The following is a 22696-nucleotide window of genomic DNA, read 5'->3' on the forward strand; positions in this document are numbered from 1 at the left end:
CACGTCCTGTGCGTCGAAAGTTCGAGGCGGCGCAGCTCCCGGTAACGGAACGTCTGCTTTTAATACGTGAGTAGCGCTTTTGATGGGCGAGTAATCGCAAAAGCTCTTTGATGGGACGAGTAACCGCAGTCCCAGTCCCAACGGAAAAGCAAGCTAACGAGCTTCCACAGGAGGTGGTGACTTCTACGTTGCCCACATGACGTGGGCGGTTTTAGTAGAAGTTCCTTTTCCGCAGTGTCATTTTTACCGGACTTTTTGAACTTCCTCTAATAGAAAAAATGTACCAAATTATATGCTGTTTTTTCTTCTTAAGACCTATTTTTAAAACGATACAAGCAGGTTATGTTCATCATTTGAAAAAAGTGCATATAGTATATAAATACTTGTTACGAAAGATAAGACTAAAAGGGGGATGCAGTATGCGAATCGAACGAATTTCAACAGATCAGTTTAAAATTTTTCTTACGTTCGATGATCTGATAGAAAGAGGGTTTACCCGAGAGGACTTATGGCATGATGCATCTAATGTTCGTACTCTGTTTAGTGATATGATGTATGAAGCAAGCAGTGAGCTAGATATGGAGTTTGAAGGTATGTTGCTTGTACAGGTACACCTCATGCAGGCCCAAGGAATGCATATTTTTGTGACACATCAATATGAGGATATAGAGTTAGATAATGAATACATTGAGATGAAAGTAACACTGGATGAAAGCAAAGAGCTAATCTTTTCGTTTGATGATTTTGAAGAGGTCATTGCTGTGGCAGGATACTTATCAAATATGAATATTAAAGCATCCAGTGTGTATTACATGGAAAATCGTTACTTTATGCTATTGGATCCTTACTTGCATACAGCCAGACATAAGGAAAACATTATTGCTGTCATGTCAGAATTTGCACACCCAAGTATATTAACTTCGCACCGTATAAAGGAATATGGTAAAGCTGTTTTTAACGGAGATGCTATTTCTAAGATTAATCAATATTTTGCTTCGTAGTAAAACTCTCGGAAATAATCTGGCTTTAAAGTTCATAATTTCTCTTTAAGATTTAGAAGAAATTATGAACTGTCAGGCTGGAAATGGGAACTCGCAATCTATTGTTCTCTTACCGGAAAGTTAGAAGAAAGGATGTTGTCTCTTTTATTGCATATTCATCAGGAAAGTGTATACTAAACCTTGAGTGAGTCAAACATTGATATATATAGTAGGGGGTAAATATTAATGGTAGCCGATAAAGCAGGAGATGCTTCCAAAGAAAATCAAGAGAATACAGACGTTTTAAATTCAACTTTATCTATTGTGGAAACCGCATTAAATAAACTTGGTTACCCTGAAGAAGTATTTGAATTATTAAAAGAACCTTTACGAATGCTTACTGTTCGTATACCAGTTCGCATGGATGATGGGCATGTTAAAGTTTTCACCGGCTATAGGGCACAGCATAATGATGCTATCGGTCCAACAAAAGGTGGTATCCGGTTTCATCCAGATGTTACAGAAACAGAAGTGAAAGCACTTTCAATCTGGATGAGCTTAAAAGCTGGTATTGTAGATTTGCCTTATGGGGGAGCAAAAGGCGGAATAATCTGTGATCCGAGGGAAATGTCCTTTAAAGAATTGGAAGCTCTAAGCAGAGGATATGTAAGAGCTGTAAGCCAAATTGTTGGTCCGACAAAAGATATCCCTGCTCCAGATGTATTTACGAATTCACAGATCATGGCATGGATGATGGATGAATATAGTAAAATTGATAAATTAAATAATCCTGGCTTTATAACTGGAAAACCAATCGTTCTTGGCGGTTCGCATGGCAGAGAATCAGCAACAGCTAAAGGGGTGACGATTGCTTTAAATGAGGCAGCGAAAAAGAAAGGAATCGACATCAACGGAGCAAGGGTTGTTATTCAAGGCTTCGGAAACGCAGGAAGTTTTCTTTCCAAATTTTTGCATGATGCAGGTGCGAAAGTTGTCGCAATCTCAGATGCGTATGGAGCCCTCCATGATCCGAACGGTTTAGATATCGATTACTTGCTTGACCGCAGGGATAGTTTTGGCACGGTAACGAAACTATTTGATAATACCATTACGAATAAAGAGTTATTTGAGCTTGATTGCGATATCATCGTACCAGCGGCGGTTGAAAATCAAATCACCAGAGATAATGCGCATAATATTAAAGCATCCATTATTGTAGAGGCAGCAAATGGTCCAACAACAATGGAAGCAACCAAAATTCTTACTGATAAGGATGTGCTTATCGTGCCAGATGTTCTAGCATCTGCCGGCGGAGTTACTGTTTCTTATTTTGAATGGGTTCAAAATAATCAAGGTTTCTATTGGAGCGAAGAAGAAATCGACAGACGGTTGCATGAAATTATGATAAAATCTTTCAATAATATATACAATGTGTCAAAAACAAGGAAAATTGATATGCGATTGGCTGCCTATATGGTAGGTGTACGGAAAATGGCAGAAGCCTCTCGCTTTAGAGGCTGGGTATAATTTAAAAGAAACAAATAAAAAACTCTTCCAAGCTAAGAGTTTTTTATTTGTTTGAGAAGAACCATCTTTTGAATTTGCTATGTCGGATGGTTCATTGTAAGATAATCAATGAAATTTATTTGTTTTACAGTGCGGTCAACGTAGTAAAACTTTAACATACGAAGTATAACCGATTCACTAAAAGGTACGTGAATATGGTTTTCCTAGAGGTAAATGAAGGAAGGGTTAAAATGTTAAACGAAAATATTATTATTATTGGAGCTGGACCGTGTGGAATGGCATGTGCTTTAGAGCTTCAAAAAAAGGGTGAGAACCCGCTTTTAATTGAAAAAGGAAATGTAGCACAAACGATTAGCAACTTTCCAACACATCAAACATTCTTTAGTTCAAGTGACCGTTTAGAAATAGGCGGGGTTCCGTTTATTTCCGAAAATAAAAAACCAGTACGAAATCAAGCGATGGTTTATTACAGAGAGGTTGCCGAACGAAATAAACTTCGTGTGAATGCTTTTGAGAAATTAGTATCTCTCGAAAAAGATGGAGAGAGCTTTTTCTTAAAAACGCTCAAAAGGAACGGGGAAGAAAATAATTACCGTGCCAACAAAGTGATTATGGCGACAGGTTATTATGATCAACCGAATTATTTAGATGTCCCTGGAGAATCATTACCAAAAGTAATGCATTATTTTAAAGAAGCACATGAGTACTTTAATCAGAAAGTCGCTGTAATCGGTGGTAAAAATTCCTCTGTAGATGCGACGATTGAGCTACACAAAGCAGGAGCGCATGTAACGATTATCTACCGGGGAGATAAATATTCGAAGAGCATTAAACCTTGGATTTTACCTGAATTTGAATCGCTTGTTCGAAATGGCAAAGTGGACATGATTTTTGAAGCTAGTGTGAAAGAAATCACCGATACCCATCTCACTTATCAAAAGAATGGGGAAACGTTCACTATTGAAAATGATTTTGTATTTGCGATGACAGGTTACCGGCCAGATTATCGGTTATTAAGACAAGCTGGTGTAGAGATTAATTTAGAAAATGGCAAGCCTGTCCATGATGCATCCACGATGGAAACCAATGTGAAAAACTTGTACATCGCAGGGGTTGTAGCAGCTGGATATGATAATAATAAAGTATTTATTGAAAATGGTCGCTTTCATGGTGAGCAGATTGCCAAAGCAATATTTTCTCATTAAAAATTTAGAGTCAACACCAAATTCAAGGCTTAGATTAAAAAGTTCGTATAAATTTCTTAGTAGCCTTAACCAGCGCAGGAAAAACGCGGAGGCTCCTTGGTGGAGCCAAAAATTTATAATGTGCTTTTACTTCAACAGAGCGATCTTACCAAAAGATAGTATCTTAATGAATAAAGTCTTTTCTTCGCGGAAGGATTTTCACTTCCACGAAGTAAAAGATACATATTTAAAGAGAGCAAACATCATTAATAATTTAATAATAAAAAAGGGCAACATCAAAATCGATGGTTGATATTGGATAGGATCGTAACGCCAGCGGGCATTTGTGCTCGCTCGTATAAATCATACCTAGATTGTAACCATCGTTTCTGGTGCAGAGCCAAAAAAAGAAGGTAATATGATGAAAAAAGTCTTGTTAATAGCAACGGGAGGAACGATTGCAAGTGATAAGAATGAGAAAAGCGGTAAATTAGCCTCTGGTGTATTATCTGGGGAAGAAATCATTGAAAAATGTGCTATTCCAACGGATATTCAAGTCAAAGTAGATTCCCTTTTTCAAAAAGCAAGTATCCATTTAAACTTCTCTGATTTAATAAAGATAAAGGAGAAATTGGATAACTATTTAAGGAAAGAAGCTTTTGATGGTGTTGTTATTACACAAGGGACAGACACGTTAGAAGAAGCTTCCTATTTCATGCATTTAATTTCAAATTATAAAATCCCTGTTGTATTTACCGGATCACAGCGTTCCCCTAAGGAAGTAGGTACGGATTCTTACATCAACATAAAAAACGCTGTACTTGCAGCTTGTAGTGAAGAATTAAGGGATATTGGCGTTACGGTAGTGTTCAATGAACGTATTTTCCATTCTCGCTATGTACGGAAGGAGCATGCCTCCAACATTCAAGGTTTTAATGCATTTGGTTATGGTTATTTAGGTATCATCGATAATGATACTGTACGCGTATTTCAAAAACCTATTTATCGAGAATATTTAGAGTTAAAAAGGGATTTACCAACAGTAGATATTATAAAGGTATATATGGATGCAGATGGGAAATATATACAGGCAGCGATTGATAGCGGGGTTAAAGGTCTGGTTCTTGAAGGAGTTGGAAGAGGGCAAGTATCACGAGCAATGATGCCAGCTATCAAGGAATGTATTAGGAAAGGGATTACTGTAGTGATAACGACTTCCGCAGTGGAAGGGGAGGTTTACCCCACCTATGATTATGAAGGAAGCACCTATGACCTCATGGAGAATGGTGTCCTCTTAGGAAGAGATTACGATAGTAAAAAAGCAAGAATTAAGCTTCTTGTCGGTCTGGCAAGTGATGTAGAACTAGAACACTTATTTGATATGTAATTTTTAATCGAATAGAGAAGAGGAGTAAGAATCCATGGTAGCTGCTCTATCTGCTGGTATTGCCCCTGCTGTAGCTTTTATGACTTTTATTTATTTACGTGATCGCATTACAGAACCGCTTTGGTTAATAGCCCGCATGTTTGTTACAGGCGCTTTAATTGTTCTGCCTATAATGTTTATTCAGTATGGTATTCATACAGAAATGAACCATGTCCCCATTATCATGGAAGCATTTCTCTTTAGTGCATTTTTAGAAGAGTTTTTTAAATGGTTTATGTTTATGTTTTTAATTTATCAACATGAGGAATTTGATAACCATTATGATGGAATTGTGTATGCTAGTGCAATTAGTTTAGGGTTTGCCTCTTTAGAAAATGTATTCTATTTATTATCAAATGGAATTGAATTTGCCTGGATGCGTGCCCTTTATCCCGTTTCCTCTCATGCCCTTTTTGGAATAATTATGGGTTATTACTTAGGCAAAGCAAAAATGTATGCTAAATACAAACGCAGATATTCAACGATGGCATTTGTTCTGCCGGTATTATTGCATGGCATATACAACTACATATTACTTGGGCTGAATCAATTTATCATTACTTTATCAATATTCTTAGCATGCGTATGGATTTTTGCTATTTATCGGTTAAAGCATGCTAGAATGTATGATATTCGATTCCTACCTAATAAAATAAACAAAAAAACTAACGAATAAAATCTGTTCGTTAGTTTTTTTGTTTAAAGTTACCATTTATAAAGAGCTAGTTTATTTGATTTTAAATGTGGATGCATAAAAAGAAGAATTGCACAAAAAATAGGCTTAGATAAAACGAAACTTCAATCTGCGGGAGTCTTTGCTCTTCTCCCGTGGACTGTGAGTAAAGTTAATCAGGAATTTTCGTCCGTTATCTCCTGCTTTAGTCTTGTTTTTTACTGCCTTCAAGAAGGTATAAATGCACAAAAAATAAGCATGTTCAACAGTTTTATTAGGGTGAGGAGCTGTAGCCCAATTAGGGCGCCTTTAAAGCTCTGGTTTGCCAAGTTTCCTTTAAGGCAGGATATTTACGGACGGTTATCCGTGATAAAAATTTCTATATTACCAATCTTTAACCTGTTTCCTAAATTGGATAGAGGGAGGCTGTTGTTAAAAAAGGTAAAACAGAAGAAAATGGAGGCATAAATATGAACCGACAACAAAAGCCTATGATTTATAGCTTAACATTCTTTATACTCCTGGCTACATTTGTTTTCGCAAAACCGGAACAGGCAGATGCATTTAGTAATCAAGTTATTCAACAAGGGGCAGTTGGAGAAGATGTCATTGAGTTACAAGCTAGATTAAAACATATTGGTTTTTATAACGGCAAAATTGATGGTGTGTTTGGCTGGGGAACTTATTGGGCTTTACGAAACTTCCAATATGAATTTGGAATGGAGATTGATGGTTTAGCAGGCCAATCAACGAAAGATAAATTAACAAAAGCAACAGAATATGATGAGCAAAAGGTGAAGCAAGAAATGAATGGTACCCAAGCTACTCCATCTGGAGGAAATGAAAGAGAAAGTACGCCAACTGGATCTGTAAATGTTCCACAAGGGTATTCTAATAATGATATTCAGCTGATGGCAAATGCAGTATATGGAGAAGCGAGGGGAGAGCCCTACGAAGGACAAGTAGCCGTAGCTGCAGTTATCCTCAATCGATTAAATAGTCCGCTATTTCCAGATACATTGTCTGGCGTAATTTTTGAACCGAGGGCGTTTACAGCGGTAGCGGATGGACAGATATGGCTGGAGCCAAACGAGAAAGCAAGAGAAGCCGTGCTCGATGCTATAAATGGCTGGGATCCCTCTGGTAATGCACTTTATTATTTCAATCCGGATACCGCAACTTCAGGTTGGATTTGGACAAGGCCACAGATTAAAACCATTGGAAAACATATATTTTGTAGTTAGAAAGGTGTGAAAATTAATGTATCGTTGGATAACAATCGGATTACTTACCGTAGCTCTCATTTCTGTATCTATTTGGGGCTATCAGACAAATAAACAAAAAAATGATTTATATGTCCAAGCAGAGAATGAATATCAGCGATCTTTCCATGAGCTCACTTATCATATGGATGTATTAAATGACCAGATAGCAACCTCCTTAGCAATGGATTCGCCGGAAAAATTATCACCACAATTTGTTGATATTTGGCGAGTCAGTTCCAATGCACATGCGAATGCAGGAGAATTGCCGATGGGGTTATTACCAATTCATAAAACAGAGCAATTTCTTGCAGAGTTAGGTGATTTCACTTATCAAACTGCTATCCGCAACTTAGATGATGATCCATTAACAGATGAAGAAACAGAGCAATTACAAGAATTCTACCGGCAATCTGGAGAAATAAGAGATGAGCTTCGGGAAGCACAGCATGTTGCTTTAAACAATGATTTGAAATGGATGGATGTAGAACAGGCCCTATTAAATACGGATAGTCAAAAAGATAATGAGATTGTTAATAGCTTCCAAACTGTGGAAGATTCTTTCGATAACTATGCAAAAGGGTCTACTGAAAATACGACGATTAGTACAGATACAAAGGAACATTCTTATAAAAACTTGCCTGGTGATGAATTAACAGAAGAGGCAGCAATAAAGGAAGCAGCTAAAATTTTTGGCAAAGAAAGCGAAACAGATTGGTCAATTACAAAATCTGGTGATGGAGCAGTAACACCAATGTATAGTATTTCGTATGAGGAGAATGGGGTGCGGGGCTATGTAGATTTAACTGTTAAAGGCGGTCATCCACTTCACTTGCTTGTTTCCAGAGATGTAAACGAAAAGCAGCTAAGCCTGAATGAAGGTTATGAAATTGCAGCCGACTATCTTTCCGAGCTTGGGTTTGATGAAATGCAACTATTTCAAAGCAGTGAATATGACCAGATCGGCGTATACTCTTTTCTTTACGAAGATAATGGCGTTCGCGTTTTCTCTGATGCTGTTGAGGTGAAAGTAGCTTTAGATAACGGAGATGTTACAGGACTGACAGCAAATAATTACTTTAAAAATCATGTCGATCGTGATATTCCAGAACCCGCTGTTTCAGAAGAAGAAGCCCGGGACGCAGTAAATCCAAACGTCACTATTCAAGAAAATCATCTTGCGGTTATAGAAAACAATCAGGGAGAGGAAATTCTCACCTATGAATTTTTAGGAACAATGGATGATGCAACTTACCGGATATTTATTAACGCAGAAACAGGAGAAGAAGAAAGAGTTGAGAAGATGACAGATGCGGAAATTAATTACGATGCTGTTATCTAAAACGAAATTTCTATTAATGTGATATCATAAAACTGCCTTCGAAAAAAGATTATCAACTAATTTTCGAAGGCAATTTTTTTGAAACGTCCTTTAAAGAGCTTGCAACGTGATAAATAAATTCAGAATATGTTATGATGATGTAGTAATGAACTTGCTTGGCAATAGCCAAGCTTTTTAATGGCAGGAGTGAAGAAAATGGAGAGTATTTCAATTGCAATTGACGGGCCGGCTGCAGCTGGAAAGAGTACAGTTGCAAAGCAGATTGCGAAAAAGTTAGGGATTATTTATATTGATACAGGAGCAATGTATCGAGCGCTTACCTATCAAGCGCTTCAAGAGAAGATTGATCTTGAAGATGAAAAAGCAGTTATGGATATTTTAAATAAGATTAATATTCAGCTTGTTCAGGGTGAAGAAGGCCAGCGTGTATTTATTAATGATAAGGATGTAACCGAAGTAATTCGATATCCTGATGTTACCTCATCTGTTTCTGTTATTGCGAAACACCCATTGGTACGAAAAGATATGGTATCTAGCCAGCAAGATCTTGCAAAGGACAATAGTGTTGTGATGGACGGCCGGGATATAGGTTCCCATGTTTTGCCGAATGCAGACGTTAAAATATTCCTTATTGCTTCTGTAGCAGAACGGGCAAAACGTCGTTATGAGGAAAATAAACAAAAAGGCATACCTGCTGATTTACATACACTAGAGAAAGAAATAGCTAGACGAGATGAACTTGATTCTACGCGTGAGGCATCTCCCTTGCTAAAAGCAGAAGATGCCATTGAATTAGATACTACCTCGCTATCTATAGACGATGTTGTAGAGAGAATTCTCGAGATATGCCAACCATTTATTGGAAAACCTGGTATTCGCTAAATCTTTAGGCGAATACCTCTGCTGCACTACAGCAAATAGGAAGTATAAACTTTCCTATTTGCTGTAGTAAGTGTTAAGAAAATAGGAGGTGTATCCCGTGTTATACAAAATAGCAAAATTTATTATAAGCATTCTTTTTTATCCCATTTATCGAATTAAAGTGGTTGGCAAACAGCATATACCAAAAAAAGGTCCAGTGATTATTTGTTCGAACCATACTTCTAACCTTGATCCCCCTGTTGTAGGTATTACCGCATCTCGAACGATTCATTTTATGGCAAAAGAAGAGCTGTTTACCGGAAAACTTTTGGGTGGCATCTTAAGAAGAGTACATGCTTTTCCTGTGAAAAGAGGATTGGCTGATCGAAATGCTTTAAGGAGTGGCTTGGCAATTTTAAAAGAAGGAGAAACACTCGGCCTATTTCCTGAAGGGACAAGAAGTAAGGATGGTAAACCTGGAGATGCTTTGCCTGGAGTTGGTTTTTTCGCACTTAGGTCACAAGCAGAAGTTGTCCCATGCGTTATTATTAGTGATTATAAACTATTTCATCGTACGAAAGTTATTTATGGAGAACCTATGGACGTAGAATCATTTCGAAAAAACAAAGCTTCTGCAAAAGAAATGTCAGAGGGAATTATGCAAGAAATCAGAAATTTATATGAAATTCATAAAAATTAATTGACTTTACTTGACAAATAAAACTAATTATTAGAAGTTATAAGTAGAACATATGAATAATCTTTTTTTCTATTCGATGATTTGAATAGGTGAACTGTAACTAGGAGGCTAAGGATATGACTGAAGAAAATAAAGATCTTCCTGTATTAGAGGTTGGTGCAACGGTAACAGGTACAGTTGTAAAACTGGAAGAAAAACAAGTTCTTGTTGATATCGGATATAAAACAGAAGGAATTTTGCCGATAAGTGAACTTTCCACGCTTCATGTAGAATCCACAACTGACGTGTTAACAGAAGGGGAAGAAGTTACATTAAAAGTAAAGAAAATCGATGACGATGAAGTTGTATTATCGAAAAAAGCGGTAGATGCAGAACAGTCCTGGGAAGAACTAGAGAGAAAATACGAACAAGGAGAAGCTTTTGAAACAACGGTTAAGGAAGTTGTTAAAGGCGGACTTGTTGTGGATGTAGGAGTGCGCGGTTTTATTCCCGCATCTTTAGTTGAAACGTATTATGTAGAAGATTTCAGTGATTATTTAGGTCGCACTTTAGAAGTGAGAATTACTGATCTTGACCGATCTCAAAATCGTGTCATCTTATCTCATCGTGCTATTGTAGAAGATGAAGAAAAGGAAAGAAAAGAAAAAGTGCTGCAATCTCTAAATCCTGGTGATGTTATTGAAGGGGTTGTACAACGGATTACTAATTTCGGTGTATTTGTTGATTTAGGAGGAGTCGATGGACTTGTTCATATTTCACAATTAGCTCATGAGCATGTTGAAAAGGCTTCAGATGTTGTTTCCGAGGGAGATAAAATTAAAGTAGAAGTTATTTCTGTAGATTTAGATAGCGAGCGTATCTCTTTATCTCATAAAAATACTTTACCTGGGCCTTGGGCAGAAGTGAGCGCAAAAATCAAACCAGGGTCAACGGTAGAAGGAGTTGTCAAACGCTTAGTCAACTTTGGAGCTTTTGTTGAGTTACTGCCTGGCGTTGAAGGCCTTGTTCATATTTCTCAAATCGCTAACCGCCATATTGGAACACCACAAGAGGTGCTTGAAATTGGACAAACTGTTACGGTAAAAGTATTAGATGTTAATGAAGAAGAGCAGCGTATCTCTCTTAGCATCAAAGAATTAGAGCAGGACCAAGAGCAAAAAGATTATAAGCAATATGAAAAGTCCGATGATCATCCTGGTTTCCAGCTTGGTGATGTTATTGGTGATAAACTAGATAAGTACAAATAAGCCTTAAGTAAAATTCTATATGGACGAGAAAAAAGCTGTGCACTAATTAAATGTGTACAGCTTTTTTAGTCTGCTGATAGTAGTGGATAAAATATAATTGGAAACTTCACTAGCGCAGCATTGTTCAGGAGCGCCGTTTAAAAGTCTCAGTTTAACAACCATAGATTTTGATGATGAACTTTTTTTGCGTTTAATTATATTCTTGTTAAACAGAGCCATACTAACTCATAAGAAAGAGGTGGAATGTATGGGAATTGATTCATATATAAATGCAATTTTATTTGGGGTTATTGCTGGGACGTTAGCCAGATTAATTACATTACGGAGTGATTATAGACAATATCCTACTTATCTGCATGGTCGAATTATTCATTTATCGTTAGGATTTATTGCAGCATCACTTGGCGCATTGGCCATTCCTGCTTTACTGGAACTTGAATTCACGGCGGTAACCTTCTTAACAATTGCTGCAACGCAATTTAGAGATGTACGGAATATGGAGAGAAATACATTAACAGAACTCGATCAATATGAATTGGTATCGAGAGGAAGCACCTATATTGAAGGGATTGCGGTTTCCTTTGAGGGAAGGAATTATCTTGTCATGTTTACAGCCTTTTTAACAACGCTGGCTTACGTTACATGGGGATGGTTTCCATCGCTTGTTGTTGGAGTGCTGTCAATCGTTGCGGCACTTAGCTTTATGAGCGGTTCCACGTTAAAAGACATTGTTGAAATAGAGGAATCAGAGATATCTTTTGATGGTGCAGGGTTGTATGTGGATAATATCTATATCATGAATATTGGTCTGGAAGAAAGACAAGAAGAGATTGCGAAATATGGAATAGGATTTATTTTAAAACCCAAAAATTTAAATGTTATACCGACAATTAGTAATTTAGGGCAAAGGCAAGCAATTTTACATGATGTTTCCGTTACATTGGGAATCTTTAAAGACTCCGGAACACCTGCATTAACACCTTTGATTAAAAGAGATTTAGATGATGGCAGGTTAGGTGTTTTCATATTACCGCTTATACGAGACGTCGAGCTGGCAAAAAAAGTGATTGGGTCTGTTCCAGTCTTAGAAAATGCGATCCGAATGCCTAAGGAAGCAAAGTTTATTAAGGGAGGAAAAAAATAAATGGTTGTTGAAAAATCGATTTTGGCAGTGATCACTACCCAAAAAGAGCAGGTTGCTGGCGGGGCACCAATTTTTATCTGCGAATCACAAAAAGAACTAGATTTTTTTTCCGCAAACCTAGAAGCTATTTTGGACGGGATTGCACATCGTTTAAGTGATGAAGTCTATATTATTGTAAAACACTAGCCATATATTTCGTTGTGCAAATTTCCTTCTTTTGCTAGAATAAGACAGAGGTGCAGTCGGATTTTTTTAAACAATCATATTTACTGCATCCGTTTAACCTACTGATATATAAGTGAGTGTTCAAAAGGTTGGTAAAAAGGGCTCGTCAGCTAAGGTCTCTTGTAACTGAGACTGTGGTTTCCTTGAGGAGAAGCTGTGCGGGTTTACAACAGCAGGCTTCTCTTGGGCTGGGGTGTTTTCTGGCCGCATGAGGTTGTCGGTTTTAGTAGAAAATCTTTTACTCGATGTGTCGTTTTTACGTGACTTTTTGAACATCCTCTATTAGAAGGAATTTTGAAAAAGAGAGGATGTTCCTTACGTGAGGAAATCTGTAGTAGCGATTGTTGGTAGACCAAATGTTGGAAAATCAACCATCTTTAATCGATTAGTTGGAGAAAGAATCTCGATAGTGGAGGATACACCTGGTGTTACCCGCGATCGAATTTATGCACAAGCTGAATGGTTAAACCAAACATTTAATTTAATAGATACTGGCGGTATTGAGATGGTGGATGAGCCATTATTGAATCAAATGAGGCAGCAAGCTGAGATTGCCATTAATGAAGCAGACGTGATTGTTTTCATGTTAAATGGAAGAGAAGGTATTACTGCAGCAGATGAAGAAGTAGCCAAGCTGTTATTTAAATCAAATAAGCCTGTTGTCTTAGCGGTTAATAAAATGGATAATCCAGATATGCATCAAATGATTTATGAATTTTATGCATTAGGGTTCGGGCAGCCATTTCCTATTTCCGGTACACACGGTCTTGGACTCGGAGATATGCTGGATGAAGTTGTTCATCATTTTCCAAATAATGAAGAGGATGACAAAGATGAGGATACGGTATATTTTAGTTTAATCGGCCGCCCAAATGTTGGGAAATCTTCCTTGGTTAATGCTTTATTAAATGAAGACCGTGTGATTGTAAGTGAAATAGAGGGTACGACAAGGGACGCCATTGATACAAAATTGCATAAAGATGGTCAGGATTTTGTCATCATTGATACAGCTGGAATGCGCAAACGCGGGAAAGTTTACGAGAGCACAGAGAAATACAGTGTTTTAAGGGCATTACGGGCAATAGAACGCTCTGATGTTGTCTTAGTATTGATTGATGCAGAAACAGGCATCAGAGAGCAAGATAAACGAATTGCGGGCTATGCGCATGATGCAGGACGAGCAATCGTTATCGTTGTGAATAAGTGGGATACGGTGGATAGTGATGAGAAAGCAATGAAAGACTTCGAAAAGAATATTCGAGCACATTTTCAATATTTAGATTACGCACCTATTGTATTCTTGTCTGCTAAAACAAAAAAACGACTGCACACGTTGATTCCAATGGTTAAATTAGCTAGTGAAAATCATGCTAAACGCATTCCAACCAATGTCCTTAACGACGTTATTATGGATGCGATAGCAATGAATCCTACACCAACCTTAAAGGGGAGAAGGTTGAAAGTTTTATATGCAACGCAGGTAGCTGTTAAGCCGCCAAGTTTTGTAGTTTTTGTTAATGATCCAGAACTAATGCATTTCTCTTATGAAAGATTCTTAGAAAATAAAATTAGAGATGCATTCGATTTTGCAGGAACTCCTATAAAATTATTCGCACGACGCAGACAATAAAGGGGAGAGTTGATATGAGTAAGGTTGTAGTACTTGGTGCAGGAAGCTGGGGGACAGCACTTGCAATTGTTTTAGCAGATAACGGCCATGAGGTTCGCATATGGGCACATCGCAAAGAACATGTAGAGGAAATAAATCAAACACATCGAAATAAAAATTATTTAGATGTAGCGATCCCGAAAAATATTACCGCTTTTTATGATATGGAAGAGGCAGCTAAGGGCGTCGACGCCGCCATCGTTTGTGTGCCGACAAAAGCAATACGTGAAGTTTGTCAGCATCTGAAAGATTATATTTCCTCTAGTACGCAGATTATTCATGCTACGAAAGGAATTGAACCAGGCACTTTAAAACGTGTATCGGAAATGATATCTGAGGAAATGCCAAATTTCCCGTATGAAAATATTGTTGTTTTATCTGGGCCTAGCCATGCAGAAGAGGTAGCATTGAGACACCCGACAACCGTATCTGTTTCCGCTGTCAGTCTTGATAGAGCACGCCAGGCACAAGATTTGTTTAACAGTGAAAATTTACGTGTCTATACAAGCGATGATATTTTAGGTATTGAAGTTGGCGGAGCTCTCAAAAATATTATTGCGCTAGGAGCAGGGATTTCAGACGGTCTTGGATACGGAGATAATGCAAAGGCTGCGTTGATTACGCGAGGTCTGGCAGAAATTGCTCGTCTTGGTACATCTCTCGGTGCAAACCCGTTAAGCTTCCTTGGATTATCCGGTGTGGGAGATTTAATTGTTACTTGTACGAGTGTCCATAGCAGGAATTGGAGAGCTGGAAACTTATTAGGAAAAGGAAATAACTTAGACCAGGTTTTAGAAGAAATGGGTATGGTTGTGGAAGGTGTTCGTACTGTTCAGGCTGCACATCAATTGGCAAAAGAACAAAATGTTGAAATGCCGATTACAGAAGGAATTTATCAAGTCCTATTTGAAGATAAAAACCCAAAAGATGTTGTAGATGAGTTAATGAATCGAAGTAAACGCCAAGAAATAGATGATATAAGCGCCGTTTTAAAGGAGCGCTATTCGGATCAGTAACACATAATTTCACTCCTTGCATATAATATGACGAATGAAAAGCAAGGAGGAAATGATGTGAATAATTTTCAAAAAGGTATGTTTGACAAGATACAAAAGAACACAAATATTCGTCCTGAAGAAGTATATAAAGTGGCTGATTCGGTAAAAAATGCAGATTTCTCCGATGAAAAAACGGTTCGTAATCTCGTAAGACAGCTTTCACAAATGGCGAACAAACCTCTCTCTAAGGAAAGAGAAGATAAAATTGTACAATCCATTGTCAAGAATAAAATGCCAGGAGACATGAACACCTTAAATAACCTATTTAAAAAATAGCGTTTTATAGGCAGTTGAGGATACAGATTTTCAATATGATGCATAAGATAAATCGCACCAGCATTCAAGGAATAGAGTTGCTGAGGATATTATTTAGTCAACCTATGGTAAAGTTGCCCCCTTTGCCATAGGTTTTTAATATGCAAATAAATAATTGATTTGGAGAGGTCGTTCAAGGTTTCTTCAGTTATTCAGAGGTACATAGCTAGGCAGTTATGTTATAATAGCACCTGTTGAAGTGTATTCTGATTGGAATAGGGGTGAAAACTTTGTCAATATCCATGTTGATGATGTATGTTTCCTTTGTCGGGATGTTTTTATTGATCCTGGCCATGGGGTTAATTGTATGGAGTAGAGCAAAGCTGCGAGGGTTGTTTGGCGGTATTATAACATTTTTAGCGTATTTTTGTCTTGTAGCCGGCGCTTTGATTATTTTATACGTTACATTTAGTGGACCAACAAGATAGGAAAAGGAGTTTATCTATGAAATATACATATTTGTTTGCATTACCTTTCATTTTTCTACTCTTAAGCGGCTGCATGTATCCTCAAAGTGAACGTGCAGAAAATCAAGTTCCGAATGAAGAACAGTTAGCGGTTGTCCAGCAGGCAGTAGAGACCTACCGAGAAGAAGAAGGCGGATTGGTGCCAATACAGACAAAAGGCAATGATACACCTATTTTTGAAAAGTATTTAATTGATTTTAAACAGATGCAGGAAAAAGGTTATCTGACTGAAATACCAGGAAATGCATTTGAAGAAGGTGGCGTATACCAATATGTCATTGTTGATCCAGAAAATGACTTACTCGTACGGCTAATTGATTTACAAGCAACAGAACAACTGCGCAGTGTCAATATACGATTAGATGTCTATAGACAAGAGCACACTTATCCGGCATTTGGAGAAAAAATTTCTGATCAAATTTATACAGTCGATTATGAAAAGCTAGGTTTAAAGGAAGCGCCGACCGTAACAAGCCCTTATTCACAAGCGGATTTGCCGATTGTGATGGATTTAGAAGGGAATTTATACATTGATTATTCTTATGATTTGAATCAAGCATTAGAGGAATATGATCATGATTATAGAGAAGGCGATGATATTCGTTATCTCTTAGTCGATCATGCACCATTTGTTCCTGTTTATTCACTGCCATATACCATAAAAGATGGCCAAGCAGTATTTATGGAAGAAAGCTAATTAGAAGAGTCATACAGTTAATAAGACTGTATGACTCTTTCGTTTTAGGGAAGATGAAGATAGCCACAGCCAGTCTTTGCCTTATGAAAAAACGAGGCCATGTTTATCCTATTTTGCGATAACATCATGATTTTGACGCAGATCCGAATAAATTAGTGTGTTTTGCATCAGGAAGACACTTTATAAAAGGAAAATGGTTTTCAATTGTTCTTCGATATAAAGGTGTTTAATCGCATTGTGTGCGGTTACACTTACCCCTCCCATGAATGTAGTTTTATTAGATTGAAATGTAGAATAAATCGTTTTACATAGGCATATACATGGAATTATAAAGTTGCTTTATGAAAACACCGCTTTTCTAAACATATTGTCATTTAACAAGCGTATTTGTTGTTGAATTTATTTAGAAGAAGAAATTAAAGTGCTATTTAAATTCTCTAATCCGTTTGACAAATAGGAAAGAGAAAGAAATTTAGCTTTACTTCATCTACTCTGATGGACGTGTTACGAAAATATGTGAAACCAGTCATAATCTAATAGGACAACATCATAGACTGTTAGTGTCCAACTATTACGGGTGATGTATATCAAAGTACGGAGATCGGGAGGGGATCTTTTGGAAAAAACAGATATTTTTAAGGATATATCGAAACGAACAAATGGTGACATATATCTTGGAATCGTCGGAGCAGTCCGTACAGGAAAGTCCACCTTTATTAAAAAATTTATGGAGTTAGTTGTACTTCCGAATATTGAAAGTGAAAGTGAACGAGCAAGAGCACATGACGAATTACCGCAAAGCGCAGCAGGAAAGACAATTATGACAACAGAACCAAAGTTTGTTCCAAATCAAGCAGTACAAGTAAATGTAGAGGATGGATTAGAAGTAAATGTTCGTCTAGTTGACTGTGTTGGCTATGCTGTAGAAGGTGCAAAAGGGTTTGAAGATGAAAATGGTCCACGTATGATTCATACACCGTGGTATGAGGACCCTATCCCTTTTCATGATGCAGCAGAAATCGGTACCCGCAAAGTAATTCAGGAGCATTCTACAATTGGGGTCGTCGTTACCACAGATGGAACCATTGGAGAAATAGATAGGGAAGACTATATTGAAGCAGAGACAAGGGTTATTGAAGAGTTAAAAGAAGTTGGTAAACCTTTCATTATGGTCATTAATTCAACAGAACCACATAGCAAAGCTACCTCATTGCTTCGAGATGAGCTGATGGAAGAGCATGACATTCCAGTTTTAGCAATGAGTGTAGAGTCCATGACAGAACATGATGTCTATAATGTATTGCGTGAAGCATTGTTTGAGTTCCCGGTACTTGAAGTGAATGTGAATCTTCCAAGCTGGGTAATGGTTTTAAAAGAAAATCATTGGCTTCGTCAAAACTATCAAGAAGCAATACAGGATACGGTAAAAGATATCAAGCGGTTGCGAGATGTTGATCATATTGTTGGCCATTTTAGAGATTATGAATATATTGAAGGGGCTAACTTGGCCGGAATGGAAATGGGAGAAGGTATCGCCGAAATTGATTTACATGCACCTGACCAATTATATGATCATGTGTTAAAGGAAATCGTAGGAGAAGAAATTCGCGGGAAAGACCATTTATTAGAATTAATGCAGGACTTTGCGCATGCTAAGCGAGAATATGATCAAGTTTCTGGCGCTATACAAATGGTCAAACAAACTGGGTACGGTATTGCTGCTCCAAGTTTAGAAGATATGCAATTGGATGAACCAGAAATTATCCGCCAAGGATCAAGGTTTGGTGTTCGATTAAAAGCAGTCGCGCCATCTATTCATATGATTCGTGTCGAAGTAGAGTCTGAATTCTCTCCAATAATCGGAACGGAGAAGCAAAGTGAAGAGCTGGTTCGCTATCTCATGCAAGATTTTGAAGAAGATCCACTATCTATTTGGGAATCAGATATATTTGGCAGATCATTGAGCTCTATTGTCCGAGAAGGTATTCAAGGAAAAATTTCTTTAATGCCAGAAAATGCCAGATATAAATTAAAAGATACTTTAGAAAGAATTATAAATGAAGGATCAGGCGGTTTAATCGCTATTATATTATAAGCAGCTAATTTACAGCTGCTTATTTTTTTGTTCATAAAAAATTGGTATATCGTATTTTAAACAGACTTTTTAAAGCAAGGATAATAAAAAATTACTTCTCAACGCCAAAAAAAACTTTGAAATACCGTATAGATTTAGGGTAAGCTGACAATGCTTGTTTAGTAAGGATTTAGCCTATTTAACTTAAGAAAAAGGAAATTTCATGTAAAATCTCAATAAATTCTAGAGAAATCGATAGTTTTTGTTGAATTTTATCTCAAACTCGTTTATTATAAGCCTTGTCATCATATCTTAAGGGTGACTTTGATGAAACAGACCATGGAATAGGCAGACTAACAAGTCTATTTGTCTAATGAATATTTTGGGAGGAGGTGAATGTCATGAATAAAACAGATTTAGTAAATGCTGTGGCTGAAAAAAGCGATCTTTCAAAAAAGGACGCAACAAAAGCTGTAGATGCAGTATTTGAAGCAGTCATGGATTCACTGAAAAATGGTGAAAAAGTACAATTAATCGGTTTTGGTAACTTTGAAGTTCGTGAACGTTCTGCACGTAAAGGACGTAATCCACAAACAGGAGAAGAAATCGAAATTCCTGCAAGCAAAGTTCCTGCTTTTAAACCAGGTAAAGCTCTTAAGGATAGCGTGAAATAATAAGTTTTACATATCCGGAGCATACAAAAGGGAGGGGCACGTTCATAAACGTGCCCCTCTCCTTTGTTTATAATATAAGATTTTATCATGTACATATAGCGACTTATTTAAACATGGAGGGATAATACATGTCTGATCAGAGTGTTAAAGCAGATTATTTCGTTATTAAAGCGTTGGAAGACGGCGTACAAGTAATTGGTTTAACTCGTGGTAGTGATACAAAGTTTCATCATTCCGAAAAACTAGATCAAGGAGAAATTATGATTGCTCAATTTACAGAGCATACTTCTGCCATTAAAGTTCGCGGTAAAGCACTTATTCAAACAAGCCACGGTGAGGTAGAAAATTTATAATGTGTTTATGAAAGCAGAAATAAATTTATAAAATTTGACGCATATTAATTCGTAGGTTATCTGAGGCAGCAAGGGGAATTCGACTAGCGTTGAACCAACCCTAAATGTCTGGTTCGGTTTTCTCTCGTTTTTTAACAGACGCGGAGTGCATTTTTCTGTAGAAGCTTTTAATGGTATGAGTTCTTTCGTTTTTATAACGTGTAAAATGTGCTATAATAGCAAAAGCAATGAAAGGCTGAAAGGATCCAGGTGATAGTGTTGACTTCATTTATGACAACAGACAAGAGTTATAGAAAAATACTGGAAGATAAATTGTATGATCCATATATCCATAAGCATATAAGTTATCCAGTTATCGATGAAGAGAAGTGGAAATTATTATTATTTCTTATTGAACAACATAAATCGTTAACTACGGTACAACGTGAAAAATATATTATTTCAACCATGCTTGTTCAAATTGCCTTGGATACACATGATTTGGTTCCAATTAAACAAAGAGCTGATACAGAAAGTGAAATAATCGAAAAGCAGCTTCAAGTGCTCTCTGGTGATTATTATAGCGGATTATATTATTTACTGCTTGCAGAAGCTGGAGAAGTCCAGTTTATCCAAACCCTTGCGAATGCCATTCGTGAGATTAATGAATTAAAAGTAACCTTATACTATGAGGAACAATTACCGCTTGAAACATGGTTAAATATAAAAACGAAATTAAATGCATCTTTATTAGTGCATGTTGCGAATTATTTATACGGATCCGATTTAGAGTCAATTATTCAAAACTGGCTGATGTATCAACGTTTAGATTCAGAAGAAGCACATTATGGACATTCTTTATTACGTGCAGAATGGGAAGAACGTAATGACAAAGCAACATCGATGCCGTTAATAGACGAAAAGTTAATCCGTGATTATGAAAAAGCAGTATATAGCGATATTTCTAATCTATCTAGTTCAACGGTGTTTATGGAACAATTTTTTTATTCACAAGAAACGAAGCAAATGAGAACTTCAAGACTTTAAAAGGAAGTGTAAAGAATTATGAGCTATTCCTCTAAAGAAGAACGTGTCCATCATGTGTTTGAAACAATATATGAAAACTACGACTCGATGAATTCTGTGATTTCGTTTAAACAGCATACATTATGGCGTAAAGATGTCATGAAGCGGATGCACGTTTCACCGGGAGACAGCGCGTTGGACGTATGTTGTGGAACAGGAGACTGGTCTATTTCCTTAGCGAAAGCTGTTGGAACGGATGGGAAAGTAATAGGACTGGACTTTAGCGAGAACATGCTGTCTATTGCAAAGGAAAAAGGGGAGCAGGAACAGTTGGATGAAATTCAATGGATCCATGGCAATGCGATGGAACTTCCTTTTGAAGATAATCAATTTGATTATGTGACTATTGGATTTGGTTTGCGTAATGTTCCCGATTATATGACAGTTCTAAAAGAAATGTACCGTGTTGTAAAACCAGGCGGCATGGTTGTTTGTCTGGAAACTTCACAGCCTACTTTGGTTGGATACCGACAATTGTATTATTTTTATTTTCAATTTATCATGCCATTATTAGGGAAATTTATTGCGAAAAGTTACCAAGAGTATTCCTGGTTACAAGAATCCGCGAAAAATTTTCCAGATAAGAATCAGCTGAAGCAAATGTTCTTTGATGCAGGCTTCAAGTATGTTGATGTGAAGACTTATGCTGGCGGTGGCGCTGCTATGCACATGGGGCATAAATCTTAAGAAACGGAATGAATTTACTAGTAAAATAAGGTGACTTACATGAAACTACCAAAGATTTATGGTTTTTTAACGAAAGATATGGACTCTATAGAGAAAACATTACAGAAAAGCATTCAGGCTGATCATCCCGTACTTCGAGACGCTTCTACAGCACTATTGAGAGCAGGAGGGAAACGTATTCGTCCTGTTTTTGTTTTGCTTTCCTGCCATTTAGGGAATTATGATTTTGAGAAGATACAAAAGGTTGCCGTGACTTTAGAACTCATTCATATGGCGACACTCGTTCATGATGATGTGATTGATGAAGCCGAGCTTCGTCGCGGGAAACCGACAACAGCCTCTAACTACGGAAATAGAATAGCTATGTATACGGGAGACTTCATACTTGCAAGAGCTTTGGAAGAAATTACGAAAATAGAGGATCCGAGAATACATACATTATTATCAAAAACACTTGTAGAAGTATCTGTCGGGGAAATTGAGCAAATAGAATTTAAATATCAATGGAATCAAAACCTGCGTGATTATCTTCGTCGCATAAAGCGAAAGACAGCATTGTTAATTGCATGCAGCTGCAAATTGGGTGCACTGGTTGGGGGACTAAGTGACCAAGATGCTAACAAGTTATATCGGTATGGCTATTATGTTGGTATGTCTTATCAAATTATAGATGACATACTAGATTTTACTTCTACTGCAAAAGAGCTTGGAAAACCTGCAGGCAATGATTTGTTACAAGGAAATATTACACTTCCAGTTCTTTACGCGATGGAAAACAAGGAATTGCGAGACCAATTTACAACATTAATTACCAGCAAACAGGATATTGAAGAGCAGACCATGCAAAATTTGATTACCTCTTTAAAAAATACAGATGCAATCAAAAGAAGTTATGCAGTCAGTGATCTTTATTTAAAGAAAGCATTGCGATCCCTGGATGGTTTAGAAACATCCAAAGCAAAGAAAAGTTTACAAGATATTGCTACATTTATAGGAAAAAGACGTTCCTAGTTAAATAAGATATTGTTATTAATCAGATAATTTGTTACTATTTTAGAGGTTAGAC

At 37.1% G+C, this 22696-nt stretch carries 23 protein-coding genes; all 23 read left to right on the top strand.

Translation table 11 applies throughout. From position 1 onward, the window contains the following. Positions 1–419: 419 nt before the first annotated feature. Entirely contained in the window at positions 420–1001 is a 582-nt protein-coding gene (locus KI343_RS05815; RefSeq protein ID WP_212925499.1) for a genetic competence negative regulator, read from the top strand. A 225-nt stretch (positions 1002–1226) separates the two neighbouring features. Then, entirely contained in the window at positions 1227–2507 is a 1281-nt protein-coding gene (locus KI343_RS05820) for a Glu/Leu/Phe/Val family dehydrogenase (protein WP_212925500.1), read from the top strand. Between the two features lie 230 nt (positions 2508–2737). Beyond that, positions 2738–3712: a YpdA family putative bacillithiol disulfide reductase gene (locus tag KI343_RS05825; protein WP_212925501.1), complete on the top strand. Its 975-nt coding sequence runs from the start codon at positions 2738–2740 to the stop codon at positions 3710–3712. A gap of 400 nt (positions 3713–4112) precedes the next feature. Continuing rightward, complete coding sequence (locus KI343_RS05830; RefSeq protein WP_212925502.1) at positions 4113–5078, top strand: asparaginase; 966 nt, start codon at positions 4113–4115, stop codon at positions 5076–5078. Positions 5079–5112: 34 nt separating this feature from the next. Next, positions 5113–5793, top strand: coding sequence for a glutamic-type intramembrane protease PrsW (gene prsW / locus KI343_RS05835; protein WP_212925503.1), 681 nt, complete (start codon positions 5113–5115; stop codon positions 5791–5793). Positions 5794–6281: 488 nt separating this feature from the next. Continuing rightward, a complete protein-coding gene (sleB, locus tag KI343_RS05840) occupies positions 6282–7034 on the top strand; it encodes a spore cortex-lytic enzyme (RefSeq protein WP_212925621.1) in 753 nt (250 codons plus the stop codon). A gap of 16 nt (positions 7035–7050) precedes the next feature. After that, entirely contained in the window at positions 7051–8394 is a 1344-nt protein-coding gene (ypeB, locus tag KI343_RS05845) for a germination protein YpeB (RefSeq protein WP_212925504.1), read from the top strand. A gap of 195 nt (positions 8395–8589) precedes the next feature. Then, positions 8590–9276 carry a (d)CMP kinase gene (gene cmk / locus KI343_RS05850; protein WP_212925505.1) on the top strand — a complete coding sequence of 229 codons (687 nt, stop codon included), beginning with the start codon at positions 8590–8592 and terminating at the stop codon, positions 9274–9276. Between the two features lie 97 nt (positions 9277–9373). Then, positions 9374–9955 (top strand): lysophospholipid acyltransferase family protein, encoded by a 582-nt coding sequence (locus KI343_RS05855; protein ID WP_212925506.1) that lies wholly within the window; start codon positions 9374–9376, stop codon positions 9953–9955. A gap of 116 nt (positions 9956–10071) precedes the next feature. Then, a complete protein-coding gene (gene rpsA, locus KI343_RS05860; RefSeq protein ID WP_212925507.1) occupies positions 10072–11202 on the top strand; it encodes a 30S ribosomal protein S1 in 1131 nt (376 codons plus the stop codon). Positions 11203–11449: 247 nt separating this feature from the next. Continuing rightward, positions 11450–12346 (top strand): YIEGIA family protein, encoded by an 897-nt coding sequence (locus KI343_RS05865; protein WP_212925508.1) that lies wholly within the window; start codon positions 11450–11452, stop codon positions 12344–12346. Next, positions 12347–12532 carry a capping complex subunit for YIEGIA gene (locus tag KI343_RS05870; protein WP_212925509.1) on the top strand — a complete coding sequence of 62 codons (186 nt, stop codon included), beginning with the start codon at positions 12347–12349 and terminating at the stop codon, positions 12530–12532. Positions 12533–12890: 358 nt separating this feature from the next. After that, on the top strand, positions 12891–14201 hold the full coding sequence (der, locus tag KI343_RS05875; RefSeq protein WP_212925510.1) for a ribosome biogenesis GTPase Der: 1311 nt from the start codon (positions 12891–12893) through the stop codon (positions 14199–14201). Between the two features lie 14 nt (positions 14202–14215). Then, on the top strand, positions 14216–15256 hold the full coding sequence (locus KI343_RS05880) for an NAD(P)H-dependent glycerol-3-phosphate dehydrogenase (RefSeq protein WP_212925511.1): 1041 nt from the start codon (positions 14216–14218) through the stop codon (positions 15254–15256). 57 nt (positions 15257–15313) lie between these two features. After that, positions 15314–15574, top strand: coding sequence for a stage VI sporulation protein F (locus KI343_RS05885; RefSeq protein WP_212925512.1), 261 nt, complete (start codon positions 15314–15316; stop codon positions 15572–15574). Positions 15575–15834: 260 nt separating this feature from the next. Then, entirely contained in the window at positions 15835–16041 is a 207-nt protein-coding gene (locus KI343_RS05890) for a DUF2768 family protein (RefSeq protein ID WP_306432548.1), read from the top strand. 16 nt (positions 16042–16057) lie between these two features. Next, on the top strand, positions 16058–16777 hold the full coding sequence (locus KI343_RS05895; RefSeq protein WP_212925514.1) for a hypothetical protein: 720 nt from the start codon (positions 16058–16060) through the stop codon (positions 16775–16777). Positions 16778–17393: 616 nt separating this feature from the next. Beyond that, positions 17394–18872 carry a stage IV sporulation protein A gene (gene spoIVA, locus KI343_RS05900; protein ID WP_212925515.1) on the top strand — a complete coding sequence of 493 codons (1479 nt, stop codon included), beginning with the start codon at positions 17394–17396 and terminating at the stop codon, positions 18870–18872. A gap of 380 nt (positions 18873–19252) precedes the next feature. Beyond that, positions 19253–19525, top strand: coding sequence for an HU family DNA-binding protein (locus KI343_RS05905; RefSeq protein ID WP_147207791.1), 273 nt, complete (start codon positions 19253–19255; stop codon positions 19523–19525). 128 nt (positions 19526–19653) lie between these two features. Then, positions 19654–19878 (top strand): trp RNA-binding attenuation protein MtrB, encoded by a 225-nt coding sequence (mtrB, locus tag KI343_RS05910; RefSeq protein WP_212925516.1) that lies wholly within the window; start codon positions 19654–19656, stop codon positions 19876–19878. 255 nt (positions 19879–20133) lie between these two features. Next, positions 20134–20904, top strand: a complete 771-nt coding sequence (locus KI343_RS05915; RefSeq protein WP_483874247.1) for a heptaprenyl diphosphate synthase component 1 — start codon at positions 20134–20136, stop codon at positions 20902–20904. An 18-nt stretch (positions 20905–20922) separates the two neighbouring features. Next, positions 20923–21630 (top strand): demethylmenaquinone methyltransferase, encoded by a 708-nt coding sequence (gene menG / locus KI343_RS05920; protein ID WP_212925518.1) that lies wholly within the window; start codon positions 20923–20925, stop codon positions 21628–21630. Between the two features lie 39 nt (positions 21631–21669). Then, the gene (gene hepT, locus KI343_RS05925; protein WP_212925519.1) at positions 21670–22641 is read left to right on the top strand and encodes a heptaprenyl diphosphate synthase component II; all 972 of its coding nucleotides are present in this window, start codon (positions 21670–21672) and stop codon (positions 22639–22641) included. The last annotated feature ends 55 nt before the right edge of the window (positions 22642–22696 follow it).

Origin of the sequence: Oceanobacillus sp. J11TS1 (assembly GCF_018333215.1) — a bacterium.
Classification (GTDB): domain Bacteria; phylum Bacillota; class Bacilli; order Bacillales; family Amphibacillaceae; genus Oceanobacillus.